General features: G+C 35.3%; 13 protein-coding genes, 2 tRNA genes, 1 pseudogene, 1 riboswitch and 1 other annotated feature. Of the genes and pseudogenes, 15 read left to right on the plus strand and 1 reads right to left on the minus strand.

Features of this window, described 5'->3' with window-relative positions; genetic code table 11:
• Positions 1 to 9: 9 nt before the first annotated feature.
• Positions 10 to 204, plus strand: a binding site (T-box leader).
• A 67-nt stretch (positions 205 to 271) separates the two neighbouring features.
• From serS to NSR03_RS13970, 9 genes are all read left to right on the plus strand, one after another.
• On the plus strand, positions 272 to 1555 hold the full coding sequence (gene serS, locus NSR03_RS13930) for a serine--tRNA ligase (RefSeq protein ID WP_056936191.1): 1284 nt from the start codon (positions 272 to 274) through the stop codon (positions 1553 to 1555).
• A gap of 328 nt (positions 1556 to 1883) precedes the next feature.
• Entirely contained in the window at positions 1884 to 2579 is a 696-nt protein-coding gene (locus tag NSR03_RS13935; protein ID WP_046465668.1) for an AzlC family ABC transporter permease, read from the plus strand.
• On the plus strand, positions 2576 to 2905 hold the full coding sequence (locus tag NSR03_RS13940) for an AzlD domain-containing protein (RefSeq protein ID WP_046465669.1): 330 nt from the start codon (positions 2576 to 2578) through the stop codon (positions 2903 to 2905). The genes NSR03_RS13935 and NSR03_RS13940 overlap by 4 nt, the downstream gene beginning before the upstream one ends.
• Positions 2906 to 3036: 131 nt before the next feature.
• Positions 3037 to 3137: riboswitch (SAM riboswitch) on the plus strand.
• A 58-nt stretch (positions 3138 to 3195) separates the two neighbouring features.
• Positions 3196 to 4164: a homoserine O-acetyltransferase MetX gene (metX, locus tag NSR03_RS13945; RefSeq protein ID WP_046465670.1), complete on the plus strand. Its 969-nt coding sequence runs from the start codon at positions 3196 to 3198 to the stop codon at positions 4162 to 4164.
• Between the two features lie 309 nt (positions 4165 to 4473).
• Positions 4474 to 5400 (plus strand): DUF2232 domain-containing protein, encoded by a 927-nt coding sequence (locus tag NSR03_RS13950; protein ID WP_176721756.1) that lies wholly within the window; start codon positions 4474 to 4476, stop codon positions 5398 to 5400.
• A 14-nt stretch (positions 5401 to 5414) separates the two neighbouring features.
• Positions 5415 to 7382 (plus strand): DHH family phosphoesterase, encoded by a 1968-nt coding sequence (locus NSR03_RS13955; RefSeq protein ID WP_046465672.1) that lies wholly within the window; start codon positions 5415 to 5417, stop codon positions 7380 to 7382.
• Entirely contained in the window at positions 7379 to 7825 is a 447-nt protein-coding gene (rplI, locus tag NSR03_RS13960) for a 50S ribosomal protein L9 (RefSeq protein ID WP_002506229.1), read from the plus strand. Before NSR03_RS13955 ends, rplI begins: the two co-directional genes overlap by 4 nt.
• 30 nt (positions 7826 to 7855) lie before the next feature.
• Positions 7856 to 9259, plus strand: coding sequence for a replicative DNA helicase (gene dnaB, locus NSR03_RS13965; protein WP_002506230.1), 1404 nt, complete (start codon positions 7856 to 7858; stop codon positions 9257 to 9259).
• Between the two features lie 289 nt (positions 9260 to 9548).
• Complete coding sequence (locus tag NSR03_RS13970) at positions 9549 to 10832, plus strand: adenylosuccinate synthase (RefSeq protein WP_064783319.1); 1284 nt, start codon at positions 9549 to 9551, stop codon at positions 10830 to 10832.
• 108 nt (positions 10833 to 10940) lie between these two features.
• Here the strand turns inward: NSR03_RS13970 and NSR03_RS13975 are convergent, their stop codons facing one another.
• Positions 10941 to 12152, minus strand: coding sequence for a macrolide family glycosyltransferase (locus NSR03_RS13975; protein WP_069820755.1), 1212 nt, complete (start codon positions 12150 to 12152; stop codon positions 10941 to 10943).
• A gap of 287 nt (positions 12153 to 12439) precedes the next feature.
• Here NSR03_RS13975 and NSR03_RS13980 point away from each other — a divergent pair.
• The 6 genes and pseudogenes from NSR03_RS13980 to NSR03_RS14005 all read left to right on the plus strand — a co-directional run.
• A tRNA-Glu gene (locus tag NSR03_RS13980) sits at positions 12440 to 12514 on the plus strand.
• Between the two features lie 7 nt (positions 12515 to 12521).
• Positions 12522 to 12594, plus strand: a tRNA-Asp gene (locus NSR03_RS13985).
• Positions 12595 to 12836: 242 nt separating this feature from the next.
• Complete coding sequence (locus tag NSR03_RS13990; protein ID WP_046465674.1) at positions 12837 to 13298, plus strand: MarR family winged helix-turn-helix transcriptional regulator; 462 nt, start codon at positions 12837 to 12839, stop codon at positions 13296 to 13298.
• Between the two features lie 365 nt (positions 13299 to 13663).
• Complete coding sequence (locus tag NSR03_RS13995; RefSeq protein WP_069820756.1) at positions 13664 to 15070, plus strand: DHA2 family efflux MFS transporter permease subunit; 1407 nt, start codon at positions 13664 to 13666, stop codon at positions 15068 to 15070.
• A 425-nt stretch (positions 15071 to 15495) separates the two neighbouring features.
• Entirely contained in the window at positions 15496 to 16197 is a 702-nt protein-coding gene (gene yycF, locus NSR03_RS14000) for a response regulator YycF (RefSeq protein WP_002506236.1), read from the plus strand.
• Between the two features lie 13 nt (positions 16198 to 16210).
• Positions 16211 to 16851 (plus strand): annotated as a pseudogene (locus NSR03_RS14005) (cache domain-containing protein); the annotation flags it as partial.

Below are 16851 nucleotides of genomic sequence, written 5' to 3' on the forward strand. Positions count from 1 at the left end.
ACAAGTTAATAAGTTATTGTTCGTAGGCTAAGTAGTATTAATTGTTTGATTTCAGAGAACTTGTGGTTGGTGTGAACAAGTAATCAACGTTAGTGTGAATCTACCTACTATTAGAAGAACAACCGGCTTTGGCCGTTATTTATGGAGAGTGCAGTCTAATTAGGCTGTTAAATAGGGTGGCAACACGTAGACCACGTCCCTTGTAGAGGGGATGTGGTCTTTTTTGTGTTATTATCCAAACATTTTTAAAAATTGAAAGGATGAATGCGATATGTTAGACATTAAATTATTCCGTAACGAACCTGATTTAGTTAGAGAAAAAGTAACAAAGCGTGGTATGGATGCACAAGTAGTTGACGATATTTTAGCATTAGATGAAAAGCGTCGCCAATTAATTAGCCAAGCTGAAGAAATGAAAGCACAACGTAACAAAGTAAGTGGAGAGATTGCTCAGAAGAAACGTAATAAAGAAAATGCAGACGATGTTATTGCTGAGATGCGTAAACTTGGAGATGAAATTAAAGTCTTAGATGATGATTTAAATCAAATAGACCATGATCTTAATGATAAACTGTCTCGTATTCCAAACATAATTCAAGATGATGTTCCTGTAGGCGCGTCAGATGAAGAAAACGTAGAACTTAAACGTTGGGGCACACCAAGAAACTTTGATTTTGAAGAAAAAGCACATTGGGATCTTGTAGAAGATTTAAATATGGCTAACTTTGAACGTGGTGCTAAGGTATCAGGTGCGAGATTTGTCTTCTTAACTGGTGAGGGTGCTCAATTAGAAAGAGCATTAATGAACTACATGGTAACGAAACATACAACACAACATGGTTATACAGAAATGATGGTACCACAGTTAGTAAATGCAGATTCAATGTATGGTACGGGTCAATTACCTAAATTTGAAGAAGATTTATTTAAAATTGAAAAAGAAGGGCTGTACACAATTCCAACAGCTGAAGTACCACTAACGAATTATTATCGTAATGAAATTATAGGTCCTGATGTCTTACCTGCTAAATTTACAGCACAATCAGCATGTTATCGTAGTGAAGCGGGTTCAGCTGGGCGTGATACAAGAGGTCTGATTCGATTACATCAATTCGACAAAGTTGAAATGGTTCGTTTTGAAAAACCAGAAGATTCTTGGGATGCGCTTGAAGAAATGACAAATCATGCAGAAGCGATTTTAGAAGAACTTGTGCTACCTTATCGTCGTGTGAATCTGTGTACAGGTGACATTGGATTTGGAGCTAGCAAAACATATGATTTAGAAGTTTGGTTACCAAGCTATAATGATTATAAGGAAATTAGTTCATGTTCAAATATAACTGACTTCCAAGCGCGTCGTGCGAATATCCGTTTCAAACGTGATAAAAATGCTAAACCAGAATTAGTGCATACACTCAATGGTAGTGGGTTAGCAGTTGGACGTACATTTGCAGCAATCGTTGAAAACTATCAAAACGCAGATGGTTCTATTACAATACCAGATGCTTTAGTTCCGTTTATGGGCGGTAAAACAGAAATCCGTCCTGTAAAATAAAATTAAACAAGCATGGCTAAAAGAGCGTAGCAAAGGCATTTGCTACGCTCTTTATTTATATCGAGGTGGGGTAGGGGAGGGGTGAAAATAACGTAATTTATAAAATTATATAAGTGACCTCAATGATTTTTTGTACGGAAAACAATAGGTAAGTCTAAAATATTTCATAAAATTCTGACACATCAAAAACCTTTTGATAACAGCATATTTAAACTGAGGGTTGTCTTCCGTCACACAAACGTAAGTCTAAAGTCGTTGAATGAAACTCTTGCTTTATATTAAACTTAATCTATTGTTTTTAAAAATTAAAAATGAAAGGAGTGAGGTAATGGAAGCGCATGTAACTTTTAAGCAAGGTGTGAAAGAATGTGTTCCTACATTATTAGGGTACGCTGGGGTAGGGTTGTCTTTTGGAATTGTAGCTGTAGCCTCAGGATTTAGTTTGCTTGAAATTATCTTACTCTGTTTACTCGTGTATGCTGGTGCTGCACAATTCATTATTTGTGCACTAGTCATCGCCGGTACACCGATTTCTGCGATTGTGTTAACAGCATTTATTGTTAATTCCAGAATGTTTCTACTGAGTATGACACTCGCACCAAATTATCAATCGTACGGCTTATTAAATCGAATAGGGCTTTCAACGCTCATTACAGATGAAACGTTTGGTGTAGCAATTACACCACACCTTAAAGGAGAAAAAATTAATGATCGTTGGTTACACGGTTTAAATATCACAGCTTATTTGTTTTGGACATTTGCATGTGTTATGGGCGCTATTTTTGGAAAATACATAAACAACCCAGAAACGTTAGGTTTAGATTTCGCTATTGCAGCGATGTTTATCTTTTTAGCTGTATCACAGTTTGAATCAGTTCAACGCTCTCGCATTAAGACGTATTTTGTATTGATTATTACTGTAATCGTGATGATGCTTCTTTTAAGTCTCTTTATGCCATCCTATGTGGCAATTATACTTGCTTCTACGATAGCAGCTGGGATTGGGGTGGTGATGGAACGATGACAACAACGACGCACATGCTTATCATTATTTTGCTTTGTGGTATTGTGACGTGGTTTACACGGATAATACCGTTTTTACTTATATCTAAAATTAAACTATCTGAAAGAGTTGTAAAATGGTTGTCGTTTATACCAATTACGCTATTTACTGCTTTAGCTATTGACGGTTTGATTGAACAACAAGATGGAATGATGGGGTATAGCATTAATGTGCCATTTTTAATTACGATGGTCCCTACAGTAGTGATTGCAGTTATCACACGTAGTTTAACTATTACAATCGTAGGTGGCATTATTATTATGGCTGCATTAAGATGGGTGTTTTAATTTATTTCATTGATGTAAATCGTTTTATCCGTTAGAATAACAATAATTAGAAAATTCCGACATTTTTTAAAAGATAAATTGATTGTAGAAACATCAATAGTAGTAATGTAGTGCAATACAATTAAAATTAAATCTTATTTCGAGAAGCTAAGGGATTTGGCCCAATGATGCTTCAGCAACCGGCTGAATAAAGTACGGTGCTAAAACCAACGATATAGTCGAATGATAAGTAATTTTCAACTTCTTACTTATTATAGTGAGGAGTTTTTTTACTAAGTAGGAGGTAAATCATGACGAATTATACGGTTGATACATTAGAATTAGGACCATTTACAACAGAGTCAGGAGAAACAATCTCAAACTTAAAATTACGTTACGAACATGTTGGATTGAAAGGTCAACCTCTTGTGGTCGTGTGTCATGCTTTGACAGGAAATCACTTAACGTATGGTACAAGTGAACAACCTGGATGGTGGAGAGGCATTATTGATGGTGGTTATATGCCAATTAACGATTATCAGTTTTTAACTTTTAATGTAATTGGTAGTCCATTTGGTTCTAGTTCAGCACTTACTGATGAAGACTTTCCAGAACAACTAACTTTGCGTGATATAGTGCGTGCAATTGAATTAGGTATTGAGCACTTAGGATTTGAACGTATTAATATACTCATAGGTGGCTCTTTAGGTGGCATGCAGGCAGTAGAGTTATTATATAACCGTAAATTTGATGTTGATAAAGCAGTTATACTTGCTGCTACACAGAGAACATCTTCATATAGCCGTGCATTTAATGAAATTGCGAGACAAGCGATTCATTTAGATTATGAGCAAGGTATGAGTATCGCAAGACAGCTCGGTTTCTTAACATACCGTTCGTCTAAAAGTTATGAACAACGCTTCTCGCCAGATCAAGTAGTTGCATATCAAAGGCACCAAGGTGATAAGTTTATGAAGCACTTTAGTTATTCATGTTATCTAACACTGCTTGACGTCTTAGACAGTCACGATGTGGATAGAGGCCGTGATGACGTGGACGAAGTGTTCAGTAAACTAGATACTAAGATGATGACGATGGGCTTTGCGGACGACTTACTTTATCCTGATGACCTTGTTTATGCAGTTGGGCAACGCTTTAAATATCATAAACATTTCTTTGTACCTGACAATGTAGGGCATGATGGATTTTTAGTTAATTTTAATGATTGGGCACCTAATTTATACCATTTCTTAAAGGTATATAAAATCAAGCGTAAATGAGAGTGACTTTATTATAGAATATTAAATTTAGGACGACAGAGTAGAATCAGAATAACCAGGTGGGATATACAAGGTAGACTGACTGCTACTGTATGTCCTATTTTTTATGGGAAAATGCAAGGAAATACCTGTGATTTTATGTAGTAGTAAGGAGTGTTCCTGTATCAAATATCAACTGAAAGGGTGAACATTAGTTTATCTTCAAATAGTTGAATGTGTAGTGTATGTTTAACTTCTATAGAAATGAGTTGGCAATAATTGTATAAAAGTTTTAAAGAGGTTAAAATAAAAGTTATAGTCAAAAATAGTATGGGAGTGGCGAATTTGTTTTCAAAAATATATCCTAAGGCAACTATACTTAGTATAATCACGCTAGTCATAGTAGCTTTAGCTTTACATATATTACCACCGCTTGGGCTTGTATTGAGTTTGTTTGCGACAATTCCAGGCATTATTTTATGGCATAAGTCTGTAGAATCATTTGGTTTAACAGCAGTCGTAACAGTTGTATTGACAACTTTATTAGGTAATATATTCGTATTAAGTATCATGGTCCTCGTACTCTTAGTGAGTTTCGTTGTTGGCCAATTATTAAAAGAACGTACATCTAAAGAGCGTATACTTTATATTACAACTACATACGTGAGTATGATCTCGTTAATTGCATTTATGGCATTACAAACATTTGATAAAATACCAACATCAACAACATTAATGAAACCTGTGAAAGATCAAATAAATTATTATATTTCTAATGCAGGTGTTGGTGCAGATTATAAACAAATGTTTGAAGAAATGTTCCGTCAATTATCAGTTCAGTTACCAAGTTATGTAATCATTGCAGTATTTATACTCATATTAATCAATTTACTAGTTACTTTTCCAATTTTACGTAAATTCAAAATTGCTACACCAATATTCAAACCATTATATGCGTGGCAAATGAAGCGTTCATTGCTATGGATGTATATGATTGTCCTACTTTGTGTTATGTTTACTGTCGAACCGAGTGCGTTCCAAAGTATCGTATTAAACTTCGAAATTGTGTTATCATTATGTATGTATATTCAGGGGTTAAGTGTGATTCACTTTTTCGGAAAGGCAAAATCAATGCCGCTCACACTTACTGTGATTTTAATGGCAATAGGGACAATTCTAATGCCACTTACTCATATTGTAAGCCTCCTGGGTGTTGTAGATTTATGTATTAACTTAAAACGTATCATTAAAAAATGATTTGAGGTGGAAAAATGAATCGTCAATCCACTAAAAAAGCCTTGCTCTTGCCATTTATCATAATGGCACTCACGGCAATTGCGCTTGTTGTAATATGGTTCGTTTTCAACCAAATTATGGCAGGCATCGCTGCGATTGTCTTAGTGGTTATAATTATAGGGACAGTATTTTTGGTAAGACAAGCTTTACAAAAACTAGATAGCTATGTAGATGGTCTGAGTGGTCATATTTCTGAAGGTAGCAACATCGCAATTAAGAATTTACCTATTGGGATGATCATCTTAGACGAAAATGAAAACATAGAGTGGATGAACCATTTTATGTCGGAACGATTAGACCGTAATGTCATTTCCGACCCAGTAAACGAAGTATATCCTAATATCTTAAAACAATTAGAAAAAACACAAGAAATTGAAATTAAAGAAAATGAATATCACTATCGTGTTCGATATTCTGAAAAAGAACATGTTTTATACTTCTTTGATATTACAGAAGAAATTCAGACGGAAGCATTATATGAAGAATCCAAACCGATTATCATGACATTATTCTTAGATAACTATGATGAAATTACTCAAAATATGAACGATACACAAAGATCAGAAATTAACTCTATGGTTACACGTGTAATCAGTAGATGGGCGACAGAATATAACATTTATTTCAAACGTTATAGTTCTGATCAATTTGTGGCGTACTTAAATCAACGTATTTTAAAAGATATCGAAGAATCTAATTTTAGTATTTTAAGTCAACTCCGTGAAAAGAGTGTCGGTTATCGTGCCCAACTTACATTAAGTGTTGGTGTCGGTGAAGGCTCAGAAAATCTTATCGACCTGGGTGAACTTTCGCAGTCAGGCTTAGATTTAGCGCTCGGCCGTGGTGGTGACCAAGTAGCGATTAAGAGTATGAATGGTAATGTACGTTTCTATGGCGGTAAGACTGACCCAATGGAGAAACGTACACGTGTAAGAGCACGAGTGATTTCACACGCTTTAAAAGATATCTTGATGGAAGGCGACAAAGTAATTATTATGGGGCATACACGTCCTGATTTAGATGCAATCGGTGCAGCAATTGGTGTATCCCGCTTTGCAATGATGAATAATTTAGATGCCTACATTGTATTAAATGAATCAGATATCGATCCAACGTTACGTCGTGTTATGGATGCAGTGAATGAAAAACCAGAACTAAAAGATCGTTTCATTACTTCAGATGAAGCGTGGGATATTATGACATCTAAGACAACATTAGTCATCGTAGATACGCATAAACCTGAAATGGTTATTGATGAAAATATTTTAAATAAAGCAAACCGTAAAGTCGTGATTGATCATCATAGACGTGGTGAAAGCTTTATCTCTAGTCCATTGCTTATATATATGGAACCTTACGCAAGTTCGACAGCTGAACTTGTCACAGAATTATTAGAGTATCAACCGACAGAACAACGTCTGACACGTTTAGAATCAACAGTTATGTTTGCTGGTATTATCGTAGATACCCGTAACTTTACATTGCGTACAGGCTCTAGAACATTTGATGCCGCAAGTTATCTACGTGCACATGGTGCCGATACGATATTGACACAGCATTTCTTGAAAGATGATCTTGATACGTATATCAATCGTACTGAGTTGATTCAAACGGTGAAACTGCAAGAGAATGGGGTAGCGATTGCCCATGGTTCTAACGACAAAATCTATCATCCTGTTACAGTTGCACAAGCTGCCGATGAACTGTTAAGTTTAGATGGTGTAGAGGCTTCATATGTAATAGCGAGACGAGAAGACAACCTCATAGGTATGTCTGCTCGCTCACTTGGTGCAGTTAATGTTCAATTAACGATGGAAGCACTTGGCGGTGGTGGTCATTTAACAAATGCAGCTACACAAATGAAAGATGTAACTGTCGATGAAGCAATCGAAAAATTACAACAAGCTATAACAGAACAAATGAGTAGGAGTGAAAATTCATGAAAGTAATATTCACACAAGATGTAAAAGGTAAAGGTAAAAAAGGCGAAGTTAAAGACGTGCCAGTAGGTTATGCAAATAACTTCTTAATAAAGAAAAATTATGCGGTGGAAGCAACACCAGGTAACTTAAAACAATTAGAACAAAAAAATAAAGCAGCTGAAGCTGAGCGTCAACAACAAATTGAAGACGCTAAACAATTAAAAGAACAATTAAGTAATATTGAAGTCGAAGTATCTGCTAAAACAGGTGAAGGCGGCAAATTATTTGGTTCGGTAAGTACGAAACAAATCACGCAAGCATTACAAAAACAACATGACATCAAGATTGATAAGCGTAAAATGGACTTACCAAACGGTATCCACGCATTGGGTTACACAAACGTACCAGTTAAATTAGACAAAGAAGTCGAAGGTACAATTCGTGTACACACAGTTGAACAATAATAACGGATTGAGATATGAGGTGTAATCGTAATGGATGGAATGTATGAACAAAATCAAATGCCACACAGTAATGAGGCTGAGCAGTCTGTCTTAGGTGCCATTATCATAGATCCAGAATTGATCAACACAACTCAGGAAGTATTACTTCCTGAGTCCTTTTATAGAGGCGCGCATCAACACATCTTTAGAGCCATGATGAACCTCAACGAAGACAACAAAGATATTGACGTGGTAACAATCATGGATCAATTGTCACAAGAAGGACGATTGAATGAAGCGGGCGGTCCACAATATCTAGCTGAATTATCTAGTAATGTGCCAACCACACGTAATATTCAGTACTATACAGAAATCGTATTTAAACACGCAACCAAGCGTAAATTAATACAAACAGCTGATAGTATTGCGAATGATGGTTACAATGATGAACTGGAACTAGATGTAATACTGAACGACGCGGAACGTCGTATATTAGAATTATCATCCTCACGTGAAAGTGATGGATTCAAAGACATTAGAGACGTACTTGGTGAAGTATATGAGACGGCAGAATTATTAGATCAAAACAGTGGTCAGACACCAGGTATTCCTTCAGGGTATCGTGATTTAGACCAGATGACAGCAGGGTTTAACCGTAATGATTTGATTATTTTAGCTGCCCGTCCTTCTGTAGGTAAGACTGCCTTCGCACTTAATATTGCGCAGAAAGTAGCTACAAATGAACGTAATTATTCAGTTGGTATCTTCTCGCTTGAGATGGGTGCTGACCAATTAGCGACACGTATGATTTGTAGTTCGGGCAATGTCGATTCTAACCGATTAAGAACAGGTGCAATGACTGAAGAAGACTGGAATCGTTTTACAATTGCAGTAGGTAAGTTATCACGTACGAAGATATTTATTGATGATACACCAGGTATCCGTATTACAGATATTCGTTCAAAATGTCGCCGCTTGAAACAAGAACACGGGCTAGACATGATAGTGATCGACTATCTACAATTAATTTCAGGTAGTGGTTCACGCTTTTCAGACAACAGACAACAAGAAGTTTCTGAGATTTCTCGTACATTAAAAGCCATTGCCAGAGAACTTGAATGTCCTGTAATCGCACTAAGTCAGCTATCACGTGGCGTTGAACAACGTCAGGACAAACGACCAATGATGAGTGATATACGTGAATCTGGTTCGATTGAGCAAGATGCGGATATCGTTGCCTTCCTATATCGTGATGATTATTACAATCAAGGCGAAGATGAAGAAGACGATGACGACACGAACTATGAACCACAAACGAATGATGATAATGGTGATATCGAAATTATTATTGCCAAACAACGTAACGGTCCTACAGGAACTGTGAAGCTGCACTTTATGAAACAATATAATAAATTTACAGATATAGATTATGCTCATGCAGATATGATGGGTTAGAAAAAAGATTAAATTAATTTTTCCGTACAATAATACAAACTTATGTTTTATTGTACGGTTTTTGTTTGGATTTTATTCTTGAATCTTAATGTAAGTATGTGTCTTTTTTAAATGAAAAATACAATTAAAACATTGGTGTTACTATGTTTGTCGCATTTATTGCAGTATTTGAAAATTAATAAGTATTAGAAAAATGACGAAAAATCAATGTTCGATTTTTGTTTGCAATATCGTTATGGTATTGGTAGAATACTCATTGGTTAATTGAGAAAAACTTGGAGGTGCTCATATGTCATCAATAGTAGTCGTTGGGACACAATGGGGAGACGAAGGTAAAGGTAAAATTACGGATTTTCTAGCAGAACAAGCAGATGTTATTGCACGTTTTTCAGGCGGTAATAATGCGGGCCACACAATTATATTTGGTGGAGAAACTTATAAATTGCACTTAGTACCATCTGGTATTTTTTATAAAGAAAAATTATCAGTAATTGGTAATGGTGTAGTCGTAGATCCAGTTGCACTATTAAAAGAATTAGATGCTTTAAATGAACGAGGTATTTCAACAGATAATTTACGTATTTCTAATCGTGCACAAGTTATTTTACCTTATCACTTAAAACAAGATGAATATGAAGAAGAACGCCGTGGAGATAATAAAATTGGCACAACGAAAAAAGGTATCGGCCCAGCTTATGTAGATAAAGCGCAACGTATCGGTATTCGTGTGGCAGATTTATTAGACAAAGAAACATTTGAACAATTACTAAAAAATAATATTGAATATAAAAATGATTACTTCAAAGGTATGTTTGGCAAACCATGTCCAACTTTTGATGAAATCTTTGAAACATATTACGCTGCAGGTCAACGTATCGCACCTTTCGTAGTAGACACAGCTAAAGTATTAGATGATGCGTTTGTAGCAGAAGAAAAAGTATTATTTGAAGGTGCTCAAGGCGTTATGTTAGACCTTGACCATGGTACATACCCATTTGTAACTTCAAGTAATCCAGTAGCAGGTAACGTTACTGTAGGTGGCGGTGTTGGTCCAACATTCGTATCTAAAGTAATTGGCGTATGTAAAGCTTACACATCTCGTGTGGGTGATGGTCCATTCCCAACTGAACTATTCGATGAAGATGGTCACCATATTCGTGAAGTTGGCCGTGAATACGGTACAACAACTGGTCGTCCACGTCGTATTGGTTGGTTTGACTCAGTGGTATTACGTCATTCTCGTCGTGCAAGTGGTATCACAGACTTATCAATCAACTCTATTGATGTATTGACTGGTCTTAAAGAAGTGAAGATTTGTACAGCTTATGAATTAGATGGTGTAGAAATCACTGAATACCCAGCAAACTTGAAAGACTTAAACCGTTGTAAACCAATCTTTGAAACACTACCAGGTTGGACTGAAGATATTACGGGTTGTCGTTCATTAGAAGAATTACCTTTAAATGCACGTAGATATTTAGAACGCATTTCTGAGCTGTGTGATGTGAAGATTTCAATCTTCTCAGTAGGCCCAGACCGTAATCAAACAAACTTATTAAAATCTTTATGGTAGGAAAATAATACCAAGTTAGGCTTCTAGTCTAATTATGAAAAAATACCTTGTAGAGTTCACCGTTAACGGTGCGTCTACAAGGTATTTTTATTTATATATAACTGTTATTTAATTGAATTGGCAAATTTTATTACGAAAAGCGAGTATTTGGTCTACTGCATATGCATAACCCGCTTCATCGATAGATTGCACGTTTTTTACTTTTTCGATATGTCGTTGATAATACATTTGATTTTCTAACATTTCTGATACAGCACAGCTTAATTGTTCAGACGTAATGGCCTCATCAATGTGATGACCTACATTTAAGTCTGCTATCTGTTTGGCTACCATAGGTTGGTCTGCACTCTGTGGGAAGGCTAGCATTGGCACATTCATCATCATAGCCTCGTTTGTACTATTCATGCCCGCATGTGTTAAGAATAATGCTGTATGCTGTAATAACTCAGTTTGTGGTACATAATCTTTAATTATAAAGTTGTCAGGTATCTCATCGAAATCGTTCAGATGATTTGTTTCACCGATAGAAACGACGATTGATGCATTGATGTCTGCTAATGCTTTAAAACATTTATTGAAAAAAGCGATATTTTGATTAAAAATAGTTCCTAAAGAAATGTAAATGATTGATCGTGTCTGATCAATGTCATCCATAAATCCAGAGGGTTGTGGCTGAATGACTGAAGGACCAGTAAAGACGCAATGTTGCTCATCAAATAGGTCATAATTCATTTGGAAACCTTTCATTACATAACATAAGTTGAAATCTCCAGGATTATTCATCACTTCAAAGCGAGAAGGCGCCTCAACGTTATATGTAGATTCAATATGTTGTTTCAATTCATTAAATGTGTCATCGGCTTGTTTAATTTCATTGGCCTCAACTATTGTTGTTAATTTTTCTGTAAATGCATCAAAACTTTGTTTGCTATGCGCAAATGATGCAATAGAAGATATTGAAGGGATATTTAATTTTTGTGCAAGGATATGGCCACAACTAAACATAGAATCATGAATCATATAATCATAATGCTCATCTTTCGTTTCTTCCAAAATTTGAGGCACGATGATATCCGCAGTTTTCAATAAACCGTTAATTACGTTATATAAGTGATGTTGGCCATAAGATCTAAAACGGTCGACTATAGCATCAGTAGGTAAAGTGCGTACTTCTACACCTGTGTCAGCTAATTTATCTTTATATTTATCGCATATGTAATAAACGACGTTTTCACCACGCTCAACGAGTTCTTTACATACTGCAATAGTTGGATTAAAATGTCCGGGTGATCCTGAGTTGATAAATAATACATTTGCCAAAGGTAAGCCTCCTAATTTATTTTATTACACAAGTTTAGCAAAAAGTTTTGAAAACAAAAAAGATTTTAAGTTTAATAGTTTTGTTTTAAATTAAAAATTATTGACACGATATTGAATGAATTTAAAGATTTCTGCATTTTCATTAGTGGCTTTATAGCAGTTTTTTCAAAATAAATCTTAAAACACTAACTTTATACAATTAATATAGAAAATTATACTAATAAAATTAAAAAAAGAGCTTGTCTTCCTTCTAGAGACTTGGTATAATTTAACTTGTGCTTAAGACAGGCTCCTTGGTCAAGCGGTTAAGACACCGCCCTTTCACGGCGGTAACACGGGTTCGAGTCCCGTAGGAGTCACCATTTTTTAGGTCTCGTAGTGTAGCGGTTAACACGCCTGCCTGTCACGCAGGAGATCGCGGGTTCGATTCCCGTCGAGACCGTATAATGCCCATCCAATAGGATGGGCATTTTTTTGTTATCATTATCAATTGATTATACTAGTGTTATTACATATAGAAGTTATAAAATGAGCTTAATTTGAATTTGATAAAAAAATTGCTTATGATAAATGAGCATATGGTAGATTAATTTCAATTTTCAGCATAAGCATAACGAGATGTCGCGGTGATGATGAGTATTTATTGGCATAGCATCATATGAAATCAATGTGAGGAGTGTAAGTATGGCAAATGATAAAAGTATAGAGGGATTGGACCTCATAGATTTAATTAGTGAACGTCACAGTGCGCTTAGACAAACTTTGGAATCCACAACTTCAGAGCAAATACAAGATGTTCACTTCAGCAGCTCAGAATGGTATCTGATTGATAAAATCAACTATGAGAAACCAACTTTTGCCGAACTTACTAGAAAAATTCATCTCACACGCCAAGCTATTCATAAAGCGATCAAACAATTAGAGCACAAAGGTGTCGTTCAAGTTGAAGCTGTACCCAATAATAAAAAAGAAAAATGCGTAAACTTAACTACATTAGGTCTGCAGTGTTTTGAAGAGTATGTAGAACATAAATTACAACTCGTCGCGCACATAGAAACAATGATTGGTAGTACACAGTTAGAGCAACTTAAACAAGTACTCCAGCAAGATTGGCATTTAGAAGATATTGAAATAAATACTAAATAGATAATTAAGTATCAAGCAATAGAAGCAATTGTTTGATGCTTAAATTTTTACAATCATTTTCGTCAACTAGGTTGACATTAATTTGAAAAATTTGGTACAGTAAGTAAGTTCATATTGAGCGGACGTTGTTTGTTGTCATCATGATTTAAATTATTTCCTGGGTGATACTAAACTGATGTTCAATTTATATAGACTAAAATGAAATGGAAATATAGGAATAAGTAGTAAAGCATGGAGATGAATTTAATAAAATGAGCGACAAAGCACGATTGCTATACACTTGAATATATACCTCAAGGCAACACTCACTTTATTATCTCTTAATTATACTTATACTTCGTTTACCATAAAAAGGAGTATATCAAATGGCAACACAAGTAATAGTGAAAAATCCAAAAATGTATGCACTCGTATTAATGATTGGCGGATTTATGGGTCTGTTTAGTGAAACAGCATTAAATATGGCTTTAACAGATATTATGGCTGATTTTCAAGTTTCAGCAGCAACTGTACAATGGTTAACGACAGGTTATTTACTCGTCATGGCTTGTTTAGTTCCTGCATCTTCGTATTTAATCAAATGGTTTAATACAAAGTCTCTAGTTATTACAGGCATATTATTATCTTTATTAGGCGTCATCGTAGGCGCACTTGCACCTAACTTTGGCTTGTTATTGTTAGGACGTATTATACAAGCATTAGGTACAGGTATCTTGTTACCGATTATGGTGACCGTACTAATGTTAATCTTCCCAATTGAAAAACGTGGTGCCGTCATGGGCATAATGGGACTTGTTATTACAGCAGGACCAGCACTCGGGCCGACATTATCAGGTGTTATTATTTCAGCATCAAGTTGGCACTTCATCTTCTGGATTAGCGCAATTTTATATATTGTTGTATTATTGATGGCTTTTTCACATGTTGAAAACGTTGGAGAAATTACGAAACCTAGAATAGATATTATTTCGATTTTCTTATCGACGATTGGTTTTGCAGGACTAATATTCGCACTTAGCTCAATGGCGGAAGCGGCATTTACTGATGTCGTTGTATGGTTGCCATTACTCATTGGCGTAATTGGCTTAGCAATCTTTATCGTGCGTCAGTTTAAAATCGACTCACCAATGCTTAACTTAAATGTATTTAAGTACCCAATGTTTATACTAGGTGCAGCAATGGTGTTCATAACGATCTTATGTATATTATCTACAGGTATTTTATTACCACTCTATTTAAAAGGCGCGCTATTATTTAGTTCTGTTGTTGCTGGTTTAATCTTATTACCAGGTAACGCAGTGAACTTAGTATTATCGCCAGTTATTGGATCATTATTTGATCGCTTCGGCGCGAGATACTTTGGCATTATAGGTTTCGTACTTATGTTTATCGCAGCAATCTCATTCGCGTTTATGATTTCAGCTTCTACTCCAGTATGGGCAATCATTCTTGCATTCATGGTGTTATTCTGTGGTATATCCATGGTTATGATGCCAGCACAAACAAATGCGTTAAATCAGTTGCCACATCATCTATATGCAGATGGTTCAGCTACGATTACAACATTAATTCAAGTAGGTGGCTCAGCTGGTACTGCGATTGCCATAACAATTTACACTACAGCAATGAAGGCATTCGGTTCAGCTAACCCGACTGCTGCACAAGAAGTTGTACTTGCACACGGTATCCAATATACCTTCTTCTTTATAGTAGGTTTAACAATAATCGGATTTATACTGTCTCTATTTGTTAAAAAAACGAAAACAATTTAAAAATGATATGTGATACATATAAATAAGCGACGCGTACATGTAGAAATTAGAGCGAATGAATCATTCTCCGCTGTAACTTGAATACATGACCCGTTACTTCATATATGTATCACTTTTTTTGATTTTGATAGGAAGATGTATGCGTATTGCATGCTTCTTAAAAGGAAGGTTAAATGCAGGATGTATATGGGTTATAGGCAAGAAGTTCGATTGATACGCTGATATTGTTTACACTTGATGCATCTATGATTTATCGATAAGTACCCATTTAATACGAACAATGTTATAATTTTACAATATACAAATATAATTTTCTATTTAGAAAAATAGAATTAATAGGTTATAAATGGTAAATTATACTAGAGAGAAAGACGTAAAATTTTTAAAAATGAACGTACTACAATTTAGAAATGAGGTTTATAAATATGGCTAGAAAAGTTGTTGTAGTCGATGATGAAAAACCAATTGCTGATATTTTAGAATTTAACTTAAAAAAAGAAGGTTACGAAGTATTTTGTGCCTACGATGGTGATGATGCAGTTGATTTAATATATGAAGAAGAACCCGACATCGTGTTATTAGACATTATGTTACCAGGGCGTGACGGCATGGAAGTATGTCGTGAAGTACGTAAGAAATTTGAAATGCCGATCATTATGCTTACAGCAAAAGACTCAGAAATTGATAAAGTATTAGGTCTTGAGCTTGGCGCAGATGATTATGTAACGAAACCGTTTAGTACACGCGAATTAATCGCACGTGTGAAAGCAAATTTACGTCGTCATTATTCACAACCAGCACAAGAAGTGGACAACGCATCCAATGAAATTTCTATTAAAGACATCGTTATTTATCCAGATGCATACTCTATCAAAAAACGTGGCGGAGAAATTGACTTAACACACCGCGAATTCGAATTATTCCATTACTTATCTAAACATATGGGTCAAGTAATGACACGTGAACATTTATTGCAAACTGTTTGGGGTTATGACTATTTTGGTGACGTGCGTACAGTAGACGTAACAATTCGACGCTTACGTGAAAAAATCGAAGATGATCCATCTCACCCAGAATATATAGTAACTCGTCGTGGCGTTGGATATTTCCTCCAACAACATGACTAGGGGTCGCTTATAAATGAAATGGCTTAAATATTTTCAGTCTTTACACACGAAACTTGTTATTGTCTATGTGTTGCTCATTGTAATCGGTATGCAAATTATCGGTTTATATTTTACCAATAGTCTAGAAAAAGAATTAACACAAACATTTAAAAATAATATTTCGCAATACGCGAAACAAATCGAAATTAATATAGAAAAAGTCTATGACGAAGACAATTCGGTTAATGCTCAAAAAGAAGTTCAAAACTTATTAAATGAGTATGCCAATAGACAAGAAATAGAAGAAATCCGCTTTATTGATAAAGACCAGATTATTATGGCCACTTCAAAGCAGTCTACGCGTAGTCTAATAAATCAAAAAGCGAACGATAACTCTATCCAAAAAGCATTATCTTTAGGCGAAATTAATAGCCATACCGTGTTAAAAGATTACGGTAACGGGAAACAACGCGTGTGGGTATATAACTTACCAGTTAAAACATCAAACGACGGTACGATAGGTAACGTCTATATCGAAGCGGATATTAACGATGTATTTAAACAACTTAGCAGCATCAACCAAATCTTTATCGTTGGTACAGGGATTTCCTTGTTAATTACTATTATCTTAGGTTTCTTTATTGCACGAACAATTACGAAACCTATTACAGATAT

Source organism: Staphylococcus sp. FSL W8-1207 (assembly GCF_038003745.1).
In the GTDB taxonomy this organism is placed as follows: domain Bacteria; phylum Bacillota; class Bacilli; order Staphylococcales; family Staphylococcaceae; genus Staphylococcus; species Staphylococcus equorum.

What these genes read in the sequence shown, in the direction of transcription:
- dnaB (WP_002506230.1), top strand. Translation starts at nt 7,856, where the DNA reads ATGGATGGAATGTATGAACAAAATCAAATGCCACACAGTAATGAGGCT.
- NSR03_RS13990 (WP_046465674.1), top strand. Translation starts at nt 12,837, where the DNA reads ATGGCAAATGATAAAAGTATAGAGGGATTGGACCTCATAGATTTAATT.
- NSR03_RS13950 (WP_176721756.1), top strand. Translation starts at nt 4,474, where the DNA reads ATGGGAGTGGCGAATTTGTTTTCAAAAATATATCCTAAGGCAACTATA.
- yycF (WP_002506236.1), top strand. Translation starts at nt 15,496, where the DNA reads ATGGCTAGAAAAGTTGTTGTAGTCGATGATGAAAAACCAATTGCTGAT.
- metX (WP_046465670.1), top strand. Translation starts at nt 3,196, where the DNA reads ATGACGAATTATACGGTTGATACATTAGAATTAGGACCATTTACAACA.
- NSR03_RS13970 (WP_064783319.1), top strand. Translation starts at nt 9,549, where the DNA reads ATGTCATCAATAGTAGTCGTTGGGACACAATGGGGAGACGAAGGTAAA.
- NSR03_RS13935 (WP_046465668.1), top strand. Translation starts at nt 1,884, where the DNA reads ATGGAAGCGCATGTAACTTTTAAGCAAGGTGTGAAAGAATGTGTTCCT.
- NSR03_RS13995 (WP_069820756.1), top strand. Translation starts at nt 13,664, where the DNA reads ATGGCAACACAAGTAATAGTGAAAAATCCAAAAATGTATGCACTCGTA.
- rplI (WP_002506229.1), top strand. Translation starts at nt 7,379, where the DNA reads ATGAAAGTAATATTCACACAAGATGTAAAAGGTAAAGGTAAAAAAGGC.
- serS (WP_056936191.1), top strand. Translation starts at nt 272, where the DNA reads ATGTTAGACATTAAATTATTCCGTAACGAACCTGATTTAGTTAGAGAA.
- NSR03_RS13955 (WP_046465672.1), top strand. Translation starts at nt 5,415, where the DNA reads ATGAATCGTCAATCCACTAAAAAAGCCTTGCTCTTGCCATTTATCATA.
- NSR03_RS13940 (WP_046465669.1), top strand. Translation starts at nt 2,576, where the DNA reads ATGACAACAACGACGCACATGCTTATCATTATTTTGCTTTGTGGTATT.